General features: G+C 61.9%; 20 protein-coding genes. 8 read left to right on the top strand and 12 right to left on the bottom strand.

The genetic code is table 11. From position 1 onward, the window contains the following. From ACTJKE_RS34155 to ACTJKE_RS34165, 3 genes are all read left to right on the top strand, one after another. A partial coding sequence (locus ACTJKE_RS34155; RefSeq protein WP_440693705.1) for a DUF5801 repeats-in-toxin domain-containing protein occupies positions 1-2,082 on the top strand: 2,082 nt, incomplete at its 5' end. Between the two features lie 73 nt (positions 2,083-2,155). Beyond that, the gene (locus ACTJKE_RS34160; protein ID WP_440693707.1) at positions 2,156-2,521 is read left to right on the top strand and encodes a hypothetical protein; all 366 of its coding nucleotides are present in this window, start codon (positions 2,156-2,158) and stop codon (positions 2,519-2,521) included. A 148-nt stretch (positions 2,522-2,669) separates the two neighbouring features. Next, positions 2,670-3,749: an ABC transporter substrate-binding protein gene (locus ACTJKE_RS34165; RefSeq protein ID WP_162764763.1), complete on the top strand. Its 1,080-nt coding sequence runs from the start codon at positions 2,670-2,672 to the stop codon at positions 3,747-3,749. 378 nt (positions 3,750-4,127) lie between these two features. On the opposite strand, the gene ACTJKE_RS34170 is transcribed toward ACTJKE_RS34165, so the two are convergent. From ACTJKE_RS34170 to uraD, 6 genes are all read right to left on the bottom strand, one after another. Next, positions 4,128-4,553 carry a DUF2076 domain-containing protein gene (locus ACTJKE_RS34170; RefSeq protein WP_440693709.1) on the bottom strand — a complete coding sequence of 142 codons (426 nt, stop codon included), beginning with the start codon at positions 4,551-4,553 and terminating at the stop codon, positions 4,128-4,130. Between the two features lie 152 nt (positions 4,554-4,705). Continuing rightward, on the bottom strand, positions 4,706-5,419 hold the full coding sequence (locus tag ACTJKE_RS34175) for a Bax inhibitor-1/YccA family protein (protein WP_058327887.1): 714 nt from the start codon (positions 5,417-5,419) through the stop codon (positions 4,706-4,708). 10 nt (positions 5,420-5,429) lie between these two features. Further along, entirely contained in the window at positions 5,430-6,191 is a 762-nt protein-coding gene (locus ACTJKE_RS34180) for an anti-sigma factor family protein (RefSeq protein ID WP_440693711.1), read from the bottom strand. After that, on the bottom strand, positions 6,184-6,714 hold the full coding sequence (locus tag ACTJKE_RS34185; protein WP_058327885.1) for a sigma-70 family RNA polymerase sigma factor: 531 nt from the start codon (positions 6,712-6,714) through the stop codon (positions 6,184-6,186). The genes ACTJKE_RS34180 and ACTJKE_RS34185 overlap by 8 nt, the downstream gene beginning before the upstream one ends. Before the next feature lie 236 nt (positions 6,715-6,950). After that, positions 6,951-8,294, bottom strand: a complete 1,344-nt coding sequence (locus ACTJKE_RS34190; protein ID WP_440693713.1) for an MFS transporter — start codon at positions 8,292-8,294, stop codon at positions 6,951-6,953. A gap of 43 nt (positions 8,295-8,337) precedes the next feature. Continuing rightward, the gene (uraD, locus tag ACTJKE_RS34195) at positions 8,338-8,874 is read right to left on the bottom strand and encodes a 2-oxo-4-hydroxy-4-carboxy-5-ureidoimidazoline decarboxylase (RefSeq protein ID WP_440693715.1); all 537 of its coding nucleotides are present in this window, start codon (positions 8,872-8,874) and stop codon (positions 8,338-8,340) included. A gap of 178 nt (positions 8,875-9,052) precedes the next feature. Here uraD and ACTJKE_RS34200 point away from each other — a divergent pair, with 178 nt between their 5' ends. Beyond that, positions 9,053-9,973, top strand: a complete 921-nt coding sequence (locus tag ACTJKE_RS34200) for a LysR family transcriptional regulator (protein WP_440693717.1) — start codon at positions 9,053-9,055, stop codon at positions 9,971-9,973. 54 nt (positions 9,974-10,027) lie between these two features. Here ACTJKE_RS34200 and ACTJKE_RS34205 read toward each other — a convergent pair whose 3' ends face one another. After that, positions 10,028-11,050 carry a LacI family DNA-binding transcriptional regulator gene (locus tag ACTJKE_RS34205; RefSeq protein WP_058327882.1) on the bottom strand — a complete coding sequence of 341 codons (1,023 nt, stop codon included), beginning with the start codon at positions 11,048-11,050 and terminating at the stop codon, positions 10,028-10,030. 163 nt (positions 11,051-11,213) lie between these two features. On the opposite strand from ACTJKE_RS34205, the gene ACTJKE_RS34210 reads away from it, so the two are divergent. The 4 genes from ACTJKE_RS34210 (at position 11,214) to ACTJKE_RS34225 (ending at position 16,050) form a co-directional block, all read left to right on the top strand. Next, positions 11,214-12,740, top strand: coding sequence for a sugar ABC transporter ATP-binding protein (locus ACTJKE_RS34210; protein WP_113514034.1), 1,527 nt, complete (start codon positions 11,214-11,216; stop codon positions 12,738-12,740). A 76-nt stretch (positions 12,741-12,816) separates the two neighbouring features. After that, the gene (locus tag ACTJKE_RS34215) at positions 12,817-13,827 is read left to right on the top strand and encodes an ABC transporter permease (protein ID WP_057249658.1); all 1,011 of its coding nucleotides are present in this window, start codon (positions 12,817-12,819) and stop codon (positions 13,825-13,827) included. A gap of 63 nt (positions 13,828-13,890) precedes the next feature. Continuing rightward, positions 13,891-14,844 carry a substrate-binding domain-containing protein gene (locus ACTJKE_RS34220; protein ID WP_057249660.1) on the top strand — a complete coding sequence of 318 codons (954 nt, stop codon included), beginning with the start codon at positions 13,891-13,893 and terminating at the stop codon, positions 14,842-14,844. Positions 14,845-14,997: 153 nt separating this feature from the next. Further along, the gene (locus tag ACTJKE_RS34225) at positions 14,998-16,050 is read left to right on the top strand and encodes a sugar phosphate isomerase/epimerase family protein (protein ID WP_440693719.1); all 1,053 of its coding nucleotides are present in this window, start codon (positions 14,998-15,000) and stop codon (positions 16,048-16,050) included. Between the two features lie 180 nt (positions 16,051-16,230). Here the strand turns inward: ACTJKE_RS34225 and ACTJKE_RS34230 are convergent, their stop codons facing one another. From ACTJKE_RS34230 to ACTJKE_RS34250, 5 genes are read right to left on the bottom strand one after another with little or no spacing between them, the layout of a single operon-like run. Beyond that, entirely contained in the window at positions 16,231-17,175 is a 945-nt protein-coding gene (locus ACTJKE_RS34230) for a carbohydrate kinase family protein (protein WP_440693721.1), read from the bottom strand. Further along, the gene (locus ACTJKE_RS34235) at positions 17,172-17,690 is read right to left on the bottom strand and encodes an ureidoglycolate lyase (RefSeq protein WP_058327877.1); all 519 of its coding nucleotides are present in this window, start codon (positions 17,688-17,690) and stop codon (positions 17,172-17,174) included. Before ACTJKE_RS34235 ends, ACTJKE_RS34230 begins: the two co-directional genes overlap by 4 nt. Further along, on the bottom strand, positions 17,687-18,427 hold the full coding sequence (locus ACTJKE_RS34240) for a BtpA/SgcQ family protein (RefSeq protein WP_440661767.1): 741 nt from the start codon (positions 18,425-18,427) through the stop codon (positions 17,687-17,689). The genes ACTJKE_RS34235 and ACTJKE_RS34240 overlap by 4 nt, the downstream gene beginning before the upstream one ends. Beyond that, positions 18,424-19,233 (bottom strand): GntR family transcriptional regulator, encoded by an 810-nt coding sequence (locus ACTJKE_RS34245; RefSeq protein ID WP_440661766.1) that lies wholly within the window; start codon positions 19,231-19,233, stop codon positions 18,424-18,426. Before ACTJKE_RS34245 ends, ACTJKE_RS34240 begins: the two co-directional genes overlap by 4 nt. 22 nt (positions 19,234-19,255) lie before the next feature. After that, complete coding sequence (locus ACTJKE_RS34250) at positions 19,256-20,116, bottom strand: ABC transporter substrate-binding protein (RefSeq protein ID WP_440639508.1); 861 nt, start codon at positions 20,114-20,116, stop codon at positions 19,256-19,258. Positions 20,117-20,121: the final 5 nt, after the last annotated feature.

The following is a 20,121-nucleotide window of genomic DNA, read 5'->3' on the forward strand; positions in this document are numbered from 1 at the left end:
TTCGAGGACGACGGGCCGAGCGCATCGCTGGAACTGGTGTCGCAGCCCAAGACGATCGTGGTCGACGAGACGGTGGGCGAGAACGCCGGCGAGGCCGCTGTTGGCCTTGGCCAGGTGACGGTCTCCGGTTCGGATCTGTTCACGACGGCGGGCACGTCGGTTGGCCAGGACAACGAAGGCGCGACGACGGCCTATTCGCTGGCGATCGTGAACGGGGGCCACACCGGGCTCTACCTGACGGGGAGCACGACGGAGATTCTGCTGGTGCAGAACGGCTCCGTGATCGAGGGCCGCGTGGGCGGCACGGTGGCCTTTACGGTCGAGATCAACCCGGCCAACGGGTCGGTGACGCTGACGCAATATGAGTCGCTGAACCATGCGAACACGAGCAGCTACGACGAGGCGGTTTTGCTGGCCTCGAATGCGCTGCAGGCGGTTCTGACGGTGACGGACGGCGACAAGGACGTCGCCACCGATACGGTCGACCTCGGCGGCGGCCTCATCAAGTTCGAGGACGACGGAATTGCAGTTGGAACAGTCACCAATGCAATTCTCGCTAACGAGGTTGGAAAGCTGCAAGGTTTGTTGGTATTTAATGAAGGAGCCGATGGCTTGGCGTCAGAGGTGATTTCCAGCATTTCCGGCCTTCCCCAGGGATGGACGACCAGTTCCAGCGGGAGTGCTTCGATGAACATATTTGCCCCAGGATCAGCGACGCCTACCTTCACTATCAAGCTGAACCTGGACGGAACTTATGAGATAACGCAGCTTGCCGTTCGACCAGGTACGACGTCGACGATTGATTTGGCCGGCAGTATCAAAAACTCGCCCACTGGAAATTATGATTTTGGCTTCGTAAAGCTCACGGCACTTGCCGACGACACGGGTGGGGCCGACGATTTCAATGCCTATGCTTTTGGGAGTAGTAGTGCGTTTGGCTTGGGCAATACCACCTTTGACGCTAATGACAGTTTCAAGATGGAATTTGACAGCCCGGTCTCCAACTTCAAACTTAATATCGCCCAGGTCGACGAAGATGGATTGATTAAAGTCACTCTATCGAATGGAGGGCTAAACCCCGTAACCATTCAGGTGCCGGTTCATGCGGGAGATACATTCGTCGAGGTGTCGCCAAGTGTATTTTTAGCCAATGGGATAACTCCTTTCAATTTTAATACTGTTACAATGACGGGCGTCGACGAAGCTGGAAATAAAGACATAAAGGTGTCCTTCACGACGTTGTCATATGAGGAAGCCGTACCGGCGACCGATGTGAATTTCACGGTCAATGCGGTTGGTGTCGATGGTGACGGAGATACGGTAAGCACCAGTTTTCTCGTGACGTCAGTTGGCGGGAGTTCGGCAAACAACACCTTTGCCGGCACTTCTGCTAATGAAGTATTTCATGGCGGTAGCGGCACAGACACCATCAACGGTGGCGCGGGTACTGACATTGCCGACTATACCGGCAGTACGTCGGCGGTGTTCATTAATCTCGACGACAGTGGCAACACCTCATCGGTTGCGACTGCTGGCAGCCAGCCAGAGGGGTCGATTGGCGGCGGCGATGCCGCTGGCGATACGCTGACGGGCATCGAAGGGCTGATCGGCGGTTCTGGCAACGACTTCCTGCACGGGAACTCGGGTGCCAACTACCTGGCAGGCGGTATCGGTAACGACTGGCTTTATGGCGAGGGGGGGGATGATTCTCTCTACGGCGGTACCGGCTCGGATACCATGACCGGCGGCGAGGGCAGCGATATCTTCGTTCTGGATCCCGATTCGCTGAGTAACATCCATGACGTCATCGCCGACTACAATTTCGGCCAGGACGATTCCGTCGACCTGTCCGCGCTTCTCGGCAATCTGCCGTCGGGTACGAACCTTGTCGGCAATTATGTCCAGGTCGTGCAGGATGAGCAGAACGCTAACCTGCAGGTAGACACGGACGGAAGCGGTGACACTTGGCATACGGTCGCCGTACTGGAGAACTTCCAGGTGTCGACCGAGGTGGTGAAGGTCCTGTTCAACGACGAAAACGGGGCGAAAACGTCGCAAAACATCCCACACGATGTTCCATAACGCAATGTCGATCTCGACAGCTCAGCGGTTCTCGGTAATCATCTGGGAACCGCATTTCCAGGGGAGCCTTTTCATGATCAGAAGCATGCTGGTGGGGGCGATGGTCGCTCTTATACCCGTTTCAGGTTTCGCGGCCGATCTCATCGTCGATTATGCACCAGCCGCGCGGCAGTGCGCTGAAGCCAGCCAAGCCTCGCTCACCGTTGACCAGGATGTCGCGACATTGACCAAGGAGGTCGTATCGCGCATGGACGAGGCGATCGCTGTCGCCGACGATCCGCACTGGATTTCCTCGACGCGGCCGACTTTCGTCTGGGCGTCCGAGACCAAGGTTGCCTGCGGCAAGGCCTATGGCTACCTGCAGTCCAACTGGCGCGACGAGGATTACATCGCCAAATGCGATTGTTTCTACTCCAAGATGCGGAATTTCATGAATTGAGACAGTCGGTTTGATCGTCATGTCCCACGCTGTCGTTTCACCGGCCAGGCGGATGTCTTGCTGTCGGCAGTGGCTAGTCCTCGGCGTCCTCGCACTCGGTACACTTGCGGGCTGTCAGGGTGCACCCACGCCCCAGGACGTCCTCGACGTGGAATCGCCGCAGGCGAGGCACGCGCGGCGCGCGGCCGAACATGCGGTAAAGCCGCAGGAAACCTTCGGCAGCGGCGCAACACGGATCGCGCTCATCACTGCGTTGATGGCGCCGTCAGGCGAAACGGTACGCGAACGCGATATCCGGGACGGCGCGTCGCTCGCCATCGATGAGGTGGGTGGCGGACAGCTCTCGTTGCTGGTCGAAAATACCGACGGTTCGCCACAGCAGATTCAAGAGGCGGCGAAGCGGCTTGCCAGCAAGAACGTCGCGCTCGTCGCGCTGTCGGTCGCCGACGCTCCTGTCAGCACCGTGCGCCAAGGTCTCGGCCCCTCCCGCGCGCCGCTTTTGGTCCTGCGGGGCAACGGCGACGAGCGGCCGGCCGGCACTTTCGCTTTCGCGTCCGACCGCATCGACAGCGCCGTCGAGGGGGCATCCTATGCGGTGGCGTCCGGGCGCAAGCGACTCGTCGTGCTCTTGCCGAGCGATGTCTCCGCCGCCGAGCGGCAAAGGCTCGATCGCGGACTTGCCGGCTATGGCATCAAACCGGCGCTCGTCGCCGTGACAGGGACCACGGCATTCACCGGCGACGCGGCCACCAAGACCACGTTGAAAGACACTGATGGCGTGCTCCTGGTCGGCTCGGGAGATCCGGATGTCGGTGCACTGTCGCAACTCAAGGCCAACGGCTATCTGAAACCGAACGCGATGGTCGTCGGAAGTTCCGGCTGGGTAAATGCTGCTTACAAGCGCCCTGAGCTCGCGGGCAGCCATCTCTGTCTGTTTGGTCCTGAAAATGGTTCCCGGATGACCTCGCGCTATCTCGATCGATACGAGCGGGCCGCAGGCACCGATGCAGCCTATGGCTTCGACGTGATCGCGCTTGCCGCCGGTCTCGTGCGCAGCCAGGGCGAAACCGCCATCACGCAGGAGAGCCTTCGGTCTCCAAACGGCTTCATCGGCGCGGCAGCAGCCTTCCGCTTCGGAAAGACCGGTTCCATCGAGCGAACCTGCGCGGTCTACCAGGTCACCTCCGGCAGCGTGAAACTCCTGGATCCAGCGCCACGCTCCTTCTGAAGCGCAAGCGCTGGCCTCAGGCTCCGCTCGCTGACCTGCGTGTGCGATCATCCACAGGCCTGCCGAGGCTCTCGTCTCGAAGCCACGCTGCGAGCGGCCCAGGCCGCGCCGGCGTCGCTCTTCGGCAATCCCGGACGAAGGGCAGCGTTGACCGTTGCTGTGCATCGGCAGGGTTGCCATGCTCAAGTAGCCACCTGCAGCGCCCTGATCCTGACCTTGTCGATGTGTCGGCCACCTCACGGAAAGTTCGGCAGGCACCAGACCGAGATCTGCGCATTCTCCATATCCGGGAAGATGGCGGGCCATCGTAAAGGGACAGGGGGGCCCGCGGGGTGGCTTCCGGGGAGGGGGATGTAGCCCCGGAAGCCGATAGCGGCGTCAAATGTCCTCGTAGCCGCCGAAATCCATGTCGTCCGCAGGCGCTTCCGGCTCCGAAGCCGTGGCGCTGGGTTCGGCGGCCTGAGCCTCGTTTCCGCCGAACATGCCTGCGATCGCGTTGCCGAGCAGAACGCCGCCGGCAACGCCCATTGCGGTCTGCGCGGCGCCCGCGAGGAAGCCGCTGCCGGCACGCTGTTGCATGGGCTGGCCGTAGGCCTGGTTCTGGTTGCCCCATGGCGAGCCGGGCGCGGCGCGGCCATATCCGGACTGTTGCGGCGCCTGGCGCTGAGGGGCGGTGTTGCTGCCGAACATCGAGGAGAAGAAGCTGCCGCGCTGTTGGCTCTGCGCGATCTGCGCCTCCAGTTCCTCAATGCGGCGTTGAGCCGCCTCCAGCGCCTGTTCCTGCACGACGATCGCCTGTGCCATGTAATAGGGTTCCACCCGGCTGCTGGCCGATCCGCTCATGGATGAAGCGATCGGATTGAGCGTCGCGGGGGCCGGACTAGCGTTCAACATGGGCGAGCTTGAAGAACAGGACGTCGATGGCCTGCTGTGTTCCTTGCTATCTGTGGCGACTACTACTCACGCTCGCCAGTGAAGTTAAGTAGCAACTGGAAGATGTTGACAAAATTCAGATAGAGCGACAGGGCACCGAAAACCGCAAGCTTCTGCTGGGATTCCTGGTCAAAGTTATCGGCATACTGTTCCTTGATATTCTGCGTGTCCCAGGCAGTCAGGCCGACGAAGACGACGATACCGATCACCGAGACGGCAAACTGAAGGGCGCTCGAACCAAGGAAGATGTTGACGATCGAGGCAATCATCACGCCGATCAGGCCCATGATCAGGAACGAGCCGAATTTCGCCAGGTCGCGTTTCGTCACATAGCCGTAGAGGCTCGTTGCACCGAACATGGTCGCGGCGATGAAGAAGGTGCGAGCGATGCTGGCTCCGGTGAAGACCAGGAAGACCGAGGCGAGCGAAAGGCCCATGACGGCGCAGAAGGCCCAAAAGGTCAGCTGCGCTGAGGATGCCGACATCGAATGCATCTTGAATGAAAAGAAAAAGACGAAGGCGAGCGGCGCAAGCATCACCACCCACTTCAGCGGGGTGGAAAAGATCGGCACGTAAAGTGCCGGCGTGGTGCCGACGATGAAGGCCACAAGCCCCGTCACCACGAGGCCGAGGCCCATATAGTTGTAGACGCGCAGCATATGCTGGCGAAGGCCCTCGTCGAGGGCAGCGGCAGAAGCCTGGCTCATGCCGCCGAAGCGGTTCTGGTTCGAATACATGAAGGTTTCCTCAGTAAAGTGAGTTTTTGAGAAGCTCGGCCTCATCGCTGAGGCCGATGCCGGGCGTGCTTGAGACGACGGCATAGGCGACCTCGCCGACCTGCCACCAGGCGGCCTCGGCATTGGAAAGGTTGAGGTCCTTTACGGGCTCGACCGCGAAGTGCCCCGGCCTGCCGGCGAAGAGCGATACGAGTGTGCCTGCATCAGTCCTGACGCTCGTCTCGACGCTGGGCCCGAAATCCGAGGGAAACACCTGGACGTCGACGACGTTCCAGTCCTTCGGTAGCTCCGGCATGACGATGGCGGTCGCAGCACGAATGTCGTCCCGGTCATAGGCCTGCACTTCCGGCTGAGACGGCATCCCCGCCCTGACGAGCGAGGTCTGATGCGCGCGGATGGCGTATTCCACGAAAGCTGGCGGATGGGCCGAGGCATTGACTTCGCTCGGACCGACGGACGAATGGGCAATCCAACCCACCGAAATCATCAAGCCGACCGCCGACACCTTCTGCAGGGCGTTCCACACGCGCGCATTCGCCAGTCCCGACGAAAGGCGGCGGGCCGCCTCGCGCGTCTCGGGGCGTCCGGCAACGCCATCCGACGTCAACGCCAGCTTGAGCGTGGTCCGCATGCCGAGGTCAGCCATGACACGAGCCGCCGCGTCCGGGTTCCTGGCAAGCCAGGTCTCAACCCGAAGCCTGCCGGCCGCATCGAGCTGGTTGTCCACATAGGCATCGAGATCGGTATCGATAATCGTGTCGACGTCAGTCATTATCGCCTCCGACAAGCCTCAGGTGGTTGGGCTTTCTCGTTCCGTTTTCGAAGTCTCTGAGGCTCGCTCTTGCCCGGGAGACGCGCGACATCAAAGTCCCGACGGGAATGTCGAGTATTTCGGCAGCCTCGTGATAGGAAAGGTCCTCAACGGCAACGAGATGAAGGGCCTCGCGCTGTTCTTCCGGAAGCATCATGAACGCTTCGCGGACCTGAGCCAGCCGTACGCTGTGTTCCTGGTGGGCGGGGTAAGACAATCCGGCCACCTGCGCCGACTGATCGTCACGCTGACCACGAGACATCGCGGACCGCAAGCCGTCGATATGCGTGTTGCGAACGATCGCGAAAAGCCAGTTTCTAAGGTTTGCTCCAGACCGGAATGTCGAGCGTCGTTCGTAGGCTCTCAGGAGAGCGTCATGAACGAGATCCTCCGCGTCCGGCGAATTGCGCGCTAGCGAGCGAGCATAGCGCCGCAGCGCAGCCAGCTGCCCAATAACGTCAAAAGCACCGTTCTTCGAATCCATACCCGCATATACGGAGCGGGCGCGGCTTCTCATCCATCGCGATGAAAAAAATCTGAAAAAATCTCAGAATTACCGTCGAGACCGGGCTCCAAAGGCGCCGAAATCCTTTCCCGTGTCGGCCCCTCACGTGTCGTGCGCGCCGCAGATGATCGGACCATCGAGCAAAGCCGCGATGATCCGATACAATTTCTCGTCTTGTCAAAACCCCCGAGGCGCGAGGATTTGCAGGATTTGTTCTATGCAGGCTGCTGCGTTTGCCGGCTGACTTTGCTGACGAAACCCACGATCAGCACGAAGGTCAGCGCCTCGACGGCAGCCACCAGCCACAGCCCGTGGGTCATGACGCCGGTCGTGTCCTTCAGGTAGCCCATGAGGTAGGGGGCGCCGAAGCCGGCGAGGTTCGCCACCGAGTTGATGAGCGCGATACCGACCGCCGCAGCCGAACCCGCCAGGCAATGGTTCGGCATCTGCCAGAAGACCGGGATTGCGGACATGGTGCCGACGATCGCAAGCGCCAGGGCAGCGAGCGACAGGGCAGCGCTGGCCGGAAGGACAAAACCCAGAGCCATCAGGCCGGTGGCACCTGCGAGTGCTGCAAAGGCGCAGTGGTAGCGTACCTCCGAAGTACGATCGGAATGAATGCCGTTCAGGATCATGCCCGCAGCACCGCCGAGATAGATGGCTGCCATGATCCAGCCGACCGTCGCGGGGCTGGAGAAGCCGATTTCGCGTACCACGGAGGGGCCGAAGAAAGTCAGCGTCGAGTTCGCCATGATGATGCAGAAATAGATGGCGATGAATTTCCATACGGTCGGGTTCTTCAGCGCCTTGAGCACGCTGTGCTCGCGATGGCCGAGAGCCTTCTTGTCCTGCTCGATATCCTGGATGAGCAGGGCCTTTTCCTCCGAGGTCAGCCAATGCGCCTTTTCAGGCTTGTCGGTCAGATAGAGGATGGTGGCGATGCCGGCAAGGATTGACGGGATGCCTTCGAGCAGGAACACCCACTGCCAGCCGGCCCAGCCGTTGGCGCCGCCGAGCTGCGTCATGATCGTGCCTGCCAGCGGGCCACCGATGACGCCGGCAAGTGCCGAGGCCGACATGAAGAGGCCGAAGGCCCTGGCGCGACGCAGCGACGGATACCAGTAGGTCAGGTAGAGGATGATGCCGGGATAGAAGCCGGCCTCGAACACACCGAGCAGGAACCGCAGCGTATAGAACTGCCACGGCTGGGTGACGAACATCATCAGCACGCAGATGATGCCCCAGCCGATGGTAATACGGGCGATCGTGGCGCGGGCGCCGATCCGTTCAAGCCACATGTTGCTCGGCACCTCGAAGAAGAAATAGCCGAGGAAGAAGATACCGGCGCCGAGACCGTAAACGGTTTCGCTGAACTGCAGGTCCTGCAGCATGGTGAGCTTCGCGAAACCGACATTGACCCGGTCGATCCACGCCAGGATCCACAGGAACATCAGGAAGGGAAGGAGCCGCCATGTCACCTTGCGGTAGACCGACTCGATATTTTCGGGGTTCGCGGCGGGTGAGCCGCCTCTGTTCCCCGCATGTGCTGCCGATGCCATTGTGGACTACCTCCCGTATAAGTCCATTTCAGGATACCAGCCGCTATGCGGCCGGCGTGATAACCTCCTGCGCCTCTTTTACGAGGGCGCCCAGTCGATAGCGGCTGATGTTGGCGATCTGCCGCAGCGCTTCCGCAAGCTCGGCGTCGGTCTCCCGTCCGATGCGATGCTTGAACTCGGCAAAGATACCGGCCTTGGTGTAGTGGCGAACGCAAACGATGAAGGGAAAGCCGTGCCGGGCGCGATAGCGGCGGTTCAGGTCATCGATCAGCGCCATCTCGTGGCCCGCCAGGCTGTCGAGCCCCGCCGTTCCCTGTTCGACGGTCGATTCCGCTGTCATCCGGCCCTGCTTGGCCTCTTTGCCGGCAAGGTCCGGATGAGCGCCCAGGAATTCGACCTTTGACGCCGTGTCACGGGCCAGGATCTGGCTGAACATCGCACCATGCAATGCCTCGATGTCGGCGAACGGCCGCTTCTGCCAGCTGCGTTGTGCGACCCAAGGTGAATTCTCGAAGACAGGACCGAGGTAGGCGACGAAGGCGTCGCAGTCCATGTGGTTGATCGCGTCGATATCAAGCATGTCTTGCCCTGAAGTTGAGCCGCCGCATCGCGGTGTTTCCTGAGCAAACGGTGCTCGGCGGGGGCGATTTGGTCAACGCGGGCAGGCAAATACCCATTATTAGCCAGACGAATAAAGGTGGTGTTGACCTATCGGCCCGCTCGCCCTGCCGGATTTTGTTGGCTATTCTGCGGATCAGATGTCGAAAGAAGATACCGTTGACGCACATCTCCTAAAGGTCTTCTGCGCGCTCATGGCCGAGGGCAGTGTGACGCGTGCCGCGGTCAAGCTGGAGCAATCCCAGCCGGCAGTCAGCCTGGCGCTTGGCAAGCTGCGCGAGATCTTTTCCGACCAATTGCTTGTGCGCGGCCGTGACGGAATGGTCCCCACGGAGCGCGCGCTGGCGATTTTGCCGCGCGCTCAGGCCCTGTTGGCCGATCTCACCGGCTTGGTCGACGCCACGGCGCCGTTTGACGCCTCATCAAGCAATCACAGCTTCACGATCGCCTCGCCGGACTACATGGCGCCGGTGTTCCTGTCGGAAATTGTCGATCAGATCAGGCGCAAGGCGCCGAATGCGAGCCTCGTGATCCGGGCGCTCGGTCCCGACTTCGACTTCGAGGGGGCGCTTGCCCGGGGTGACGTCGATGTCGTCATCGGCAACTGGCCGTCTCCGCCCGCCTATCTCAAACGCTCGATCCTCCTGCAGGACGACATCGTTTGCCTGATGCGGGACACCCATACTCTGGCGCAGGGCGAATTCAGCGAAGCCGACTATCTGTCGGCCGCCCATATCGTGCCGGTGGCCTATTCGATGGCCCATCGCGGTGTCGTCGAAACCCACCTGTCGAGCCTTCGGGTCAGCCGGGCGCGCACCGTGGCGCTTTCCTATTTTACGACCGCACCGTACCTCTTGCTGCAGTCGGACCTGATCTTCTCGACCAGCCGTCATTTTGCCAGCTACTTTGCGGGGCTTTTGCCGCTCGTCGTACGCCAGTCGCCGATCGAGTTCCCGCAAATGGTCTTCCACATGCTATGGCATGACCGCTCGCATCATTCGCCGATGCACCGGTGGCTGCGCGAGATCATCATGCAGGCGCGCAACAGGATCGCCAGCTAGCTTTCGGAATCACGTGCCCGCTCTCTGAGAAATCGGCAGTCGGCCCCAAATCCTTCATCGCCGTGTCGGCGGCGGCCCAACAGAGTTGCGGACCACCAGGTCGGGCCTCAGCAGGATCTCGGTTTCTGAAGGGGTGCGGTCCGAGAGCATCTCGAGAAGCAGTGCCATCGCGTGCTTGCCGATCGCGGTGCGCGGCTGGCGGATCGTCGTGAGGGAAGGGGTCATGAAACTGGCTTGCGGGACGTCATCGAAGCCGGTGACCGAAAACTGATCCGGTATCTCATAGCCGCGCGCCTTAAGGCCAAGCGCGACACCAAGAGCAGTCTGATCGTTGACGCACATGAAGGCGGTCGGAAGGTCGTCGCGCATGAAGAGCTGCTCCAGCGCCAGCCTGCCGCTTTCCACCGTACCGTCGCCTTCGAGGATAAGGCGGCGGTTCGCAGGGATGCCGGCCGCGGCAAGTCCGGCCTCGTAGCCCGACCGACGACGGCCATAGGCAAGGCGCGTATGGGAGTCTCCGATGAATGCGATCCGCCGATGCCCTTCGGAAATGAGAAGATCAACGGCCTTGCGCGCGCCTTCGACGTCGTCGACGCCGACATAGGGAATGCCACCGTTGAAGACGGGCTCGAAAACACCGACGGTCGGCGGCAGGCGCGGCGTCACCTCCTGATGGCCGAAAGGAAGAATGCCGGTAAACAGGATCAGGCCGGCCGCCTGGTTCGAGTTGAAGAATTTCAGATATTCCAACCCGCGTTGGGCATCATTCTGGGTATGCCCGATCAGCACGCCGTAGCCATGGGCTCGCGCTTCGTTTTCAAGGCCAACCAGGATGCTGGAGAAGTTCGGATCACCGATGTCGGGCGCGACCACGAGTATCATGTTCGAGCGCCCCAGCCTCAGGCTGCGCGCCATCGCGTTGGTGGTGTAGCCCGTCAGCGCAATGGCCTGATTGACCTTCAACCGCGTGGACTTGGCAACCTTCTCCGGCATGTGAATGGCCCGCGAAACTGTCGCGATCGACACTTCGGCGATCCGGGCGACATCTTCGATGGTTGCGGGGGTGGAATCGGACACTCGGTTGGCCTCGGGCTTTGTTGCGAGACACTACACAGACTTGCCTGGCGGTCAAACGCGCAGGCAGAAAAAATTGTCGTACAAGCATGATGTAAACCTTTACATCGGTCAGTGTAAAGGTTTACATCATTGAAAAAGCGGTGGAGGCCGCAGGGAGGGGAATATGACCACGGAGGTTGTCGACGGGGCTCCCGTCGTGCTGTCTGCGCGCCGCATCAGTAAATCCTTCAGCGGCGTGCAGGTGCTTTTCAGCGTCGATTTCGAGCTGCGCCAGGGCGAGATCCACGCGCTGATGGGCGAGAACGGCGCCGGCAAATCCACGCTCGTCAAGATATTGTCCGGCTTCGAGCAACCGACCTCGGGCGAGATCCTGCTCGACGGCCAGTCGGTGAAGCTCCCGCCAAACGGTGCGGCCGAAGCGCTCGGCATCGTCATCATCCATCAGGAATTCAATCTGGCCGAACATCTAACCGTCACCGAGAGCCTGTTTCTCGGCCGCGAAGTGACCAGGTTCGGCGTGCTCGACCGCAAGTTCATGCGCGCGGAAACGCGCCGCGTTCTCGATCTCCTCGGCTCCCATGTCGACGAGAATGCGATGATCGGCTCGCTGTCGATCGCCGAAAAACAGATGGTGGAAATTGCCAAGGCTATCAGCCGTGACGCGCGTGTCGTCTTCATGGATGAGCCGACCGCCGTCCTTTCTCGCGAAGAAACGAACTTTCTGTTCCGCTTGGTGCGCAAGCTGCGCGACAAGGGAACGAGTTTCGTCTTCGTGTCGCACAAGCTCGACGAGGTCATGGAACTCACCGATCGCGTGACGGTGTTGCGCGACGGCCAATGGATCAAGACATCGCCGACCTCCATCCTCGACGGCGAGGCGATCGCCCAGTTGATGGTCGGCCGTGAGCTTTCGAGCCTCTATCCCGCCAAAAGCGAACCCGACTTCGACGAGGAGGTCGTGCTGCGCGTCAGTTCGGTCTCAACAGGCTACGTTAGGGACGCAAGCTTCGAGGTCCGCCGCGGCGAAATCCTCGGTTTTTCCGGGATGATCGGTTCGGGTCGGACGGAATTGATGGAGGCGATTGTCGGATTGCGCCCGCGTGTGTCCGGCGAGGTTCTCGTTCGTGGCCAGCCGGTTTCATCCGGTGACGTGCACGCGGTCAACAAGGCCGGTCTCGCATACATGACCAAGGACCGGAAAGCCAAGGGGCTGTTGCTCAATGCCGGGATGATGGCGAACCTGACGTTGCAGTCGCTCGGTCGCCATAGCCGCCTCGGCTATCTCGATCCGGGAAGCGAGGAGGCGGCTCTGGTCAAGGCGCGCCGCCGGTTCGACATCCGCGTCAGGGATGACAAGATTGTCGCCGGACGCATGTCCGGTGGCAACCAGCAGAAGCTGCTTCTCGCCAAGGTAATGGAAACCGACCCTGGTATCATCATCATCGACGAGCCGACCCGCGGCATCGACGTCGGCACCAAGCAGCAGATCTACCACTTCATCTCGGCGCTCGCCCGGGACGGTCGCTCGATCATTGTCGTCTCATCGGAGATGCCCGAGGTCATAGGCTTATGCAGTCGCGTGGTGGTCATGCGCGAAGGCCATATCGCCGGCATTCTCGAGGGGGACGAGATCTCCGAGCAGGAGATCATGCGCTACGCCGCAGGATTGAAGAAGAAGACGGCGGCCTGAGGCGGCCGCGGCGCATCCTGCGCAGATGCCGAGAACAACAAGATTCCCGACAGGTGGGACGGAGGTTCAATTGGATATGAGCGTAAACGAGGAAGGCAGTCAGGGCGCAATTCGCCGCCGCAGCTGGCGCGACATCGATCTGAGGGCCGTGGCGCCATTCGTCGCACTGGCGTTGCTGTTGCTGGTAGGGGCGCTGGTCAATCCCAACTTCATCAGCATCAACAACCTCGCCAACGTCGCTACCCGCAGCGCCTTCATCGCCATCATCGCGGTCGGAGCGACTTTCGTGATTTCGTCGGGCGATCTCGATCTCTCCGTCGGGGCGATGGTCGCCTTCATCGCCAGTCTGATGATCCTGTTCATGAACTCCGGGGTCATCGCCGATCCGGTACTCATGCTTCTGGCGGCGGTCCTGTTTACTATCGTCGCCGGCGCACTCTGTGGTCTTGCCAACGGTCTGATCACCACGGTCGGCAAGATCGAGCCCTTCATTGCAACGCTCGGCACCATGGGCATCTATCGGGGACTGACGACCTGGCTGTCGCAAGGCGGCGCAATCACGCTTAAGGAGCCGGAGCTCCAGGAGATCTATCGGCCGGCTTATTTCGGCACGATCTTCGGCCTGCCGGTACCGATCGTCGTCATCCTCGCGGTGACTGCCGTGGCGGCCTTTATCCTCTACCGCACGCGCTACGGTCGGCACGTCGTGGCCGTCGGTTCCAATCGCGACGTTGCGCGTTACTCGGGCATTTCCGTCAACCGCGTCCGCACCGTCGCCTTCGTGATCCAGGGGCTCTGCGTGGCAGCCGCCGTCCTCCTCTATGTGCCGCGCCTCGGCTCGACGTCGGCAACGACTGGCATTCTCTGGGAACTACAGGCAATCACTGCCGTCGTCGTCGGCGGCACCGCGCTCAAGGGTGGCGCCGGCCGCGTCTGGGGCACGATCTGTGGCGCGTTCATCCTCGAACTGGTCGGCAACATCATGCTGCTCTCCAACTTCATCAGCGAATACCTGATCGGCGCCATCCAGGGTGCGATCATCATCATTGCGATGCTCGTCCAGCGCTCGCTGGTTCGGAAATCGTGAGACGGCCGGGTCCACAGGTCTCCCGGCCTGCAACAGGCTGACCTGATATTTGGGAGGAACTTAATGCGTAATAAGCTATTCGGCCTGACCCTCGCGGCCATGACCGCACTCGCTGGCGTGTCGCACGCGCAGGAAGAAAAGAAAGTGACGATCGGCGTCTCCATTCCGGCTGCCGATCATGGCTGGACGGCCGGCGTGGTCTTCCACGCCGAGCGCGTCGCCAAGATCCTGATGGAGCGCAACCCGGGCCTCAACGTCATCGTCAAGACCTCTCCCGATCCGGCGAGCCAGGCCAACGCCGTGCAGGACCTCGAAACGCAAGGCATCGACGCTCTCGTCATCCTGCCGACCGATCCGGATCCGCTGGTCAACGCCATCAAGGAAGTAAAGGGCAAGGGAACCTTCGTCGCGCTCGTTGACCGTGCGCCGAGCGTCAACGACAACTCGGTGCGCGATCTCTACGTCGCCGGCAACAACCCGGCTCTCGGCCAAGTCGCGGGCGAATACATCAAAGCCACGACACCGGAAGCCGAAGTCGTCGTCATCCGCGGCCTGCCGATCCCGATCGACCAGCAGCGCCAGGACGGTTTCGACAAGGGCATCGAAGGCTCGAAGGTCAAGGTTCTCGATCGCCAGTACGGCAACTGGAACCGCGACGATGCCTTCAAGGTCATGCAGGACTACCTGACGAAGTACCCGAAGATCGACGTCGTCTGGTGCCAGGACGACGACATGGCCGTTGGCGTACTGCAGGCCATCGAGCAGGCGAAGCGCACCGACATCCAGTATGTCGTTGCGGGCGCCGGTTCAAAGGAAATGATCAAGAAGGTCATGGACGGCGACAAGATGATCCCGGTCGACGTGCTCTACCCGCCGGCAATGGTAGGTACGGCGCTGGAGATGACGGTCGCCAACTTCTACGGCCAGGTTCCGGTCCGTGGCGTCTACACGATCGATGCAACGCTCGTGACCAAGGACAATGCCAAGGACTTCTACTTCCCGGATTCGCCCTTCTGATCCAGGCTTGACTGAAAGGCGGCCCGCGGTCGGCGCGGGCTGCCATCCCACAACGATCACCTGAAATCTCAGGTCGTGTCGTCTTGAGCCCCAGGCGGGCATCGCCGGCGTCTTTCGATCGCCCGGCACATTTTCCAACGGAGGAGACGAGAGATGAAGACGATCAAGGGGCCAGGGCTCTTTCTGGCGCAGTTTGCCGGCGATGCGGCACCGTTCAATTCCTGGGACGCGATCACCAAATGGGCGGCCGATTGCGGCTACAAAGGCGTGCAGGTCCCGAGCTGGGACGCGCGGCTGATCGATCTTCAGAAGGCAGCGACCTCGAAGACCTATTGCGATGAGTTTGCCGGCACGGCGCGCGACAACGGTGTCGAGGTGACCGAGCTTTCCACCCACCTGCAGGGCCAGCTCGTCGCCGTGCACCCGGCCTATGACGAAGCCTTCGACGGCTTTGCCGCACCCGAAGTGCGCGGCACCCCCAAGGCAAGACAGGCCTGGGCGGTGGAACAGGTGAAGCTGGCGCTGACCGCCTCGAAGAACCTCGGGCTCAACGCCATGGCGAGTTTTTCCGGCGCGCTTGCCTGGCCCTTCGTCTATCCCTGGCCGCAGCGGCCGGCCGGTCTCGTCGAGACCGCCTTTGACGAACTGGCGAAACGCTGGAAACCGATCCTCGACCATGCCGAGGACTGTGGTGTGGATGTCTGCTACGAGATCCATCCGGGCGAGGACCTGCACGACGGCATCACCTACGAGATGTTTCTGGAGCGCACCGGCAACCACGCCCGCGCCTGCATGCTCTATGACCCCTCACACTATGTGCTGCAGTGCCTCGATTATCTCGACAACATCGACATCTACAAGGACCGCATCCGCATGTTCCACGTCAAGGATGCGGAGTTCAATCCGACCGGGCGCCAGGGCGTCTATGGCGGCTATCAGGGCTGGGTCAACCGGGCCGGCCGCTTCCGGTCTCTGGGTGACGGCCAGGTGGATTTCGGCGCGGTGTTCTCGAAGATGGCGGCCAATGATTTCTCGGGCTGGGCCGTGGTCGAATGGGAATGCGCGCTGAAACATCCCGAGGACGGTGCGCGCGAGGGTGCCGACTTCGTCAAGCACCACATCATCCGCGTCACGGAGAAGGCGTTTGACGACTTTGCCGGCGGCGGCACGGACGAGGCGGCCAACCGGCGCATGCTGGGGATTTGAGGAAGCGTTTGCCCCTCAGCGGCGGTTCATTTGCGTTGTTTCCCGCCCTTCATTTGATAGGCAGTCCTTGGTCAGGGGCGGTGGGCGACGTGACGTCCGGCCGTTCCCTTAAAGCCGCGCAAGGAAGGGCCCAGCGACAATCCTAAGCCCGAAACCGGCGATCCGATCGAGTGCTGCGGTTCACCGCGCCCTCGACCGGCGCTCGTCGTCACGCCAGCGCAGGATATCGTCCGGCCCTGCTTTACCCGCCCGCGGGCCGTGGATGGTGACGGAGCGGGAGGCGGCTGCGACGGAGAAGTCCAGCGCCTCTTCGATGGCCTGGCCTTGCGACAGACACCAGGTCAATGTGCCGCCGAAGGTGTCGCCTGCACCGGTGACGTCAACGACGTCGACCGGAAACCCGGGCACACGAAGGATCGTGTCGCCATTGCGGGCCTCGGCGCCATCCGCAGCGAGGGTGCGCACGACCCAGTCGATATCGTGCGCCTGCATCCAGTCGCCGATAATCGTGATTTCGTCGTGGCCGAAAGCCGCGCGGAAGCCGACCTGGTTGAAGATGACGACCGCAGCACCTGTGAGATAAGGCATATCCTGCGGCGTGCATCCACCGACGTCGAGATCGAAGATGACGCGCCGGCCGTGCTGGCGGAGATCGGCAAGAAGGTCGGCTTGCTTGACCACGCCTTGATCCGTTCGCGCATGGAGACGACGGGCGCGATAGAGCGTCGTGTAGAGAAAGCCTGGTTGGCGCAGCGCATCGAGGGCAGCGGCGTCGAGCCACATCGGCTGCTCGCCCATCTCGACCGTCAGAACGACATGCTCGCCGTCTACGAGGAAGATGAAGTTCCGCGATTCCGGAATCGCGGGATCGATCAGCATGTAATCGACGCCGACGCCGTTGGCCTTCAAATCGGTGATCAAACGTTGCGACAGCGGACTGTCGTTGAGCAGGGAGAGGAACTGCGTCTCACCGCCAAGCCCCGCATGTACGACAGCGGCATTCGCAATGGAGCCGCCAGCCTCGGCTGGAAGCTCCTTGACCATGCCCTTGTCGGCTCGGCCCGGCCAGCGATCGGCGGTGTAGTATTCGTCGAGCGCGACGTCGCCGATGAAGAAGCTTGTCATGCGGTTGGTCCTTCGCCTGGAATGGCTTGCACCAGCTTCGGGCCACCGGCAACCGGAACCCAAGGGCTCTCGCCGAGACCGCAGACGGCCATCCAGTAGTAGGGGGTTGGTTCCGAGACGCCTCGGCAGGCGTCGTGCCAGACGTTGCGGTCCATCACCACGGCCTGCCCGGGCGCGATGACGAAGGCTTCGATCTCATTCCGGTCCGGCGCCGTGGCGTCAGATGCGGGAGCGACGGCGAGGACAACCGGTTGGGCGAAGCAGAAGATCGCCTCCTCCGTTTGCGGATGCCGCTCCATTACGCCGCAGTGCCACGGTGCGCTGCCGCCGCGCGTAACACCGAGATGGCCGGCACCATCGATCAACGACGTTTTCGTGAAGCCGTCATGCCAGGCGTCGCCGACGGTCCAGACCACCTTGGGATCGGTGTCGCCGGTCAGGTCATAGACCCTGCCGTATCGCGAGAAATTGTCCGGGGTCACCGGGCGGGCGAAGGCCGTGTCGGCCGCACTCATGCGTCGCTCCTGATGGCGCGCACGACGCGCATGAGCCCGGCAACATGGGCAGGCTCGACGCGGCCTGTGTCCTTATGGTCGTGCTTGAACCAACTGCCGACGACGGCGCCATCGGCCTTGGCCAGTTGCTCGGCGGCATTGGATTCGGTCAGGCCGGCGCCGATCAAGAGGGGCGTCCCGCCGCCGGTTGCAGCGTGGAAGCGCGCCACCTTGTCCATGTCGGTCGGCTGGCCCGTGGCGTCGGAGGTGACCACCAAACCGTCGCAGCGCGCAGCGCCGATGCGCACGTCTTCCGATTCCGATCGCCCGGACAGAACAGGCTGGTACTTGAAGCGAACGCCACCGAGCAACAGCGCCGAAACGCCCTCGCGGCGTGCCGCGAGTTCGGCTTCGAAGGCTTCGTCCGCATCCGGCGGCAGATGGCCGGCGACAGAATCCACCTGGATAAAGGAAACGGGGTACGTTTTGGCAAGGGCAAAGGCGCGCGCATCGTCTCTGAGCACGTTGACGCCGATGCGGGTGCCGAGGTCGAACCCGAACAGCCGGTCCAACACCCGCTCGACGTCTTCTGCACCACCGAAGTAGTTCTCGACCACGACCCCGTCCACGCCTTCGCCGGCCATGATGCGGGCCTCTTCCTCGGCCTGGGCAAGCTTGGCCGCGGGGCCGTCACCAGCCAGGTGCAGCATGCCAAGAATGGGTTTTGGGGTCGTGAAAGTGTCGCCGAAGCGGCTCATATCTTGCTCTCCTGCGCACCGTGCGGCGCGGTCTCGCGCCCCCAGCGCGTTGCAAATTTCATCTGGACTGCCGGCGAGTAGACGATCGACGTGCGCTCGACCAACCGATCGTCGGCATCGAGCACATCCCCGCTGGCGCAAAGGTAGCCCGGCACGTCAGGCGCCGGGGCAAAGACCTCCCTGAGGCGCTCGGAAGACGGCACGACGCTGAGCAGCAGTTCCGAACGCAAGGGGTGGCGGTCATAGTCGCGGCGCAAAACCTCGTAGAGCGATTGCGCCGCGAAATCGTAGCGGTCGATCCCCGGATAGAGGGCAAGATCAAGCTGAGACGTGTCGACGTTCAGCCAACTCACCGTGTCGCCATTGGCAAGCCCGCGCGCGCGCACCAGCAAGAGTTCGCCATTCTCCACCCGGTGTTCCAGCACGCGCGTCACCGGGCGCTGGCCCTGGCGGCGGGCAAGCTCCGTGAAGCTGCCGAAATTCCAGATGTTGTGGCTGACAGGCCGGTGCGAGACGATCGTGCCGCGGCCGCGAACCTGCTGAACCAATCCCTCCGACACCAAAAGCGCCATCGCATTGCGCACGGTGGTTCGGGCAATGCCGAACTGGTCGCGCAACTGGTTCTCCGAGGGAATCGCTTCCCCTTCGGAGAAGTCGCCGCCGAGAATCGCGGCGCGGAGCGCCCGGTAGAGCTGCCGGTAGAGCTGCTCGCTCGAATAGAGATCGAGGCGCAGCCGGGCCAGTCTGTCGTCCGGGTTTCCGTTTGCTGCAATGGTGGAGGCGTCTGGCATGGAAGGATGGGTCAAGGCAGGCTCCGGCGCGGTTCGGTTACTTCGTGGCTCCGTTTATCTTGAACTCTTCGACGGCAGCCTGTTTCAAGCCGTAGCGGTCGAGGATCTGTGCATAAGTGCCATCGGCCTTCATGGCGTCGAGCGCTCCCTTTACGGCATCGCGCAACTGCGCATTCGCTTTGGCGAAAGCAATGCCGTAGTGGTTGACGTCGCCGACTTCGCCGATCTGGTAGAACTTGTCCGGCTCCTGCTTCATCAGGTCGAGCAGTCCCTCAAGGCCGATGACCGAAGCCTGGGCGCGGCCCTGGCGGATCTGCATGATGTGCTCGGCCTGGGTCGGGATCTGGATGACGGTGATCAACTGGTCGGCTGCGCATTTAGCCTTGCCGATATCTTCCGCCCAGGTGACCCAGCTGGTTCCCGTTGCGACCGCGACAGTCTTGCCGCAAAGGTCCGCCTCGGTCTTGATCTCGCCTTGGTGGTCCGCGGTCGAATAGAAGACGTTGCCGGTCTTGAAGTAGTCGATGAAATCGAGCTGCGTCTGGCGCTCCACCTTGTCGGAGAAGGCGGTCATGATCAGGTCCGAACGGCCGGTGACGACCTGCGGGATCAATTGCGGGAACTCGACGTTCTGGAACTCGGCCGTCAGGCCGAGGCGTTCGGCGATTGCCTTGGCAAGATCGATGTCGAAGCCTTTCAGTTCGGTCGAGCCGGCGTCGTTATATTCCATTGGCGGATAGGCAAGGCTGATCGTGATGTTCAGCTTTCCGGTATCGCGCACCGCGTCCGGCAGAGCGGCGGCGAGATTCTCGTCGGCGGCCTGTGCCACGCCACCTGCGGCGAGGCTGATGAAGGTGGCGGAGGCAAGCCCCAGAACCATCGGCAGCAGTTGTTTCATTTTCA

It is taken from the genome of Ensifer sp. 22521, assembly GCF_052044795.1.
Lineage (GTDB): Bacteria > Pseudomonadota > Alphaproteobacteria > Rhizobiales > Rhizobiaceae > Ensifer.

Bases quoted from the DNA above. Each gene is read 5' to 3' on its own strand.
- ACTJKE_RS34160 (WP_440693707.1), top strand. From the start codon at position 2,156: ATGATCAGAAGCATGCTGGTGGGGGCGATGGTCGCTCTTATACCCGTT.
- ACTJKE_RS34170 (WP_440693709.1), bottom strand. From the start codon at position 4,553: ATGGCACAGGCGATCGTCGTGCAGGAACAGGCGCTGGAGGCGGCTCAA.
- ACTJKE_RS34175 (WP_058327887.1), bottom strand. From the start codon at position 5,419: ATGTATTCGAACCAGAACCGCTTCGGCGGCATGAGCCAGGCTTCTGCC.
- ACTJKE_RS34180 (WP_440693711.1), bottom strand. From the start codon at position 6,191: ATGACTGACGTCGACACGATTATCGATACCGATCTCGATGCCTATGTG.
- ACTJKE_RS34185 (WP_058327885.1), bottom strand. From the start codon at position 6,714: ATGGATTCGAAGAACGGTGCTTTTGACGTTATTGGGCAGCTGGCTGCG.
- ACTJKE_RS34190 (WP_440693713.1), bottom strand. From the start codon at position 8,294: ATGGCATCGGCAGCACATGCGGGGAACAGAGGCGGCTCACCCGCCGCG.
- uraD (WP_440693715.1), bottom strand. From the start codon at position 8,874: ATGCTTGATATCGACGCGATCAACCACATGGACTGCGACGCCTTCGTC.
- ACTJKE_RS34200 (WP_440693717.1), top strand. From the start codon at position 9,053: ATGTCGAAAGAAGATACCGTTGACGCACATCTCCTAAAGGTCTTCTGC.
- ACTJKE_RS34210 (WP_113514034.1), top strand. From the start codon at position 11,214: ATGACCACGGAGGTTGTCGACGGGGCTCCCGTCGTGCTGTCTGCGCGC.
- ACTJKE_RS34215 (WP_057249658.1), top strand. From the start codon at position 12,817: ATGAGCGTAAACGAGGAAGGCAGTCAGGGCGCAATTCGCCGCCGCAGC.
- ACTJKE_RS34220 (WP_057249660.1), top strand. From the start codon at position 13,891: ATGCGTAATAAGCTATTCGGCCTGACCCTCGCGGCCATGACCGCACTC.
- ACTJKE_RS34225 (WP_440693719.1), top strand. From the start codon at position 14,998: ATGAAGACGATCAAGGGGCCAGGGCTCTTTCTGGCGCAGTTTGCCGGC.
- ACTJKE_RS34230 (WP_440693721.1), bottom strand. From the start codon at position 17,175: ATGACAAGCTTCTTCATCGGCGACGTCGCGCTCGACGAATACTACACC.
- ACTJKE_RS34235 (WP_058327877.1), bottom strand. From the start codon at position 17,690: ATGAGTGCGGCCGACACGGCCTTCGCCCGCCCGGTGACCCCGGACAAT.
- ACTJKE_RS34240 (WP_440661767.1), bottom strand. From the start codon at position 18,427: ATGAGCCGCTTCGGCGACACTTTCACGACCCCAAAACCCATTCTTGGC.
- ACTJKE_RS34250 (WP_440639508.1), bottom strand. From the start codon at position 20,116: ATGAAACAACTGCTGCCGATGGTTCTGGGGCTTGCCTCCGCCACCTTC.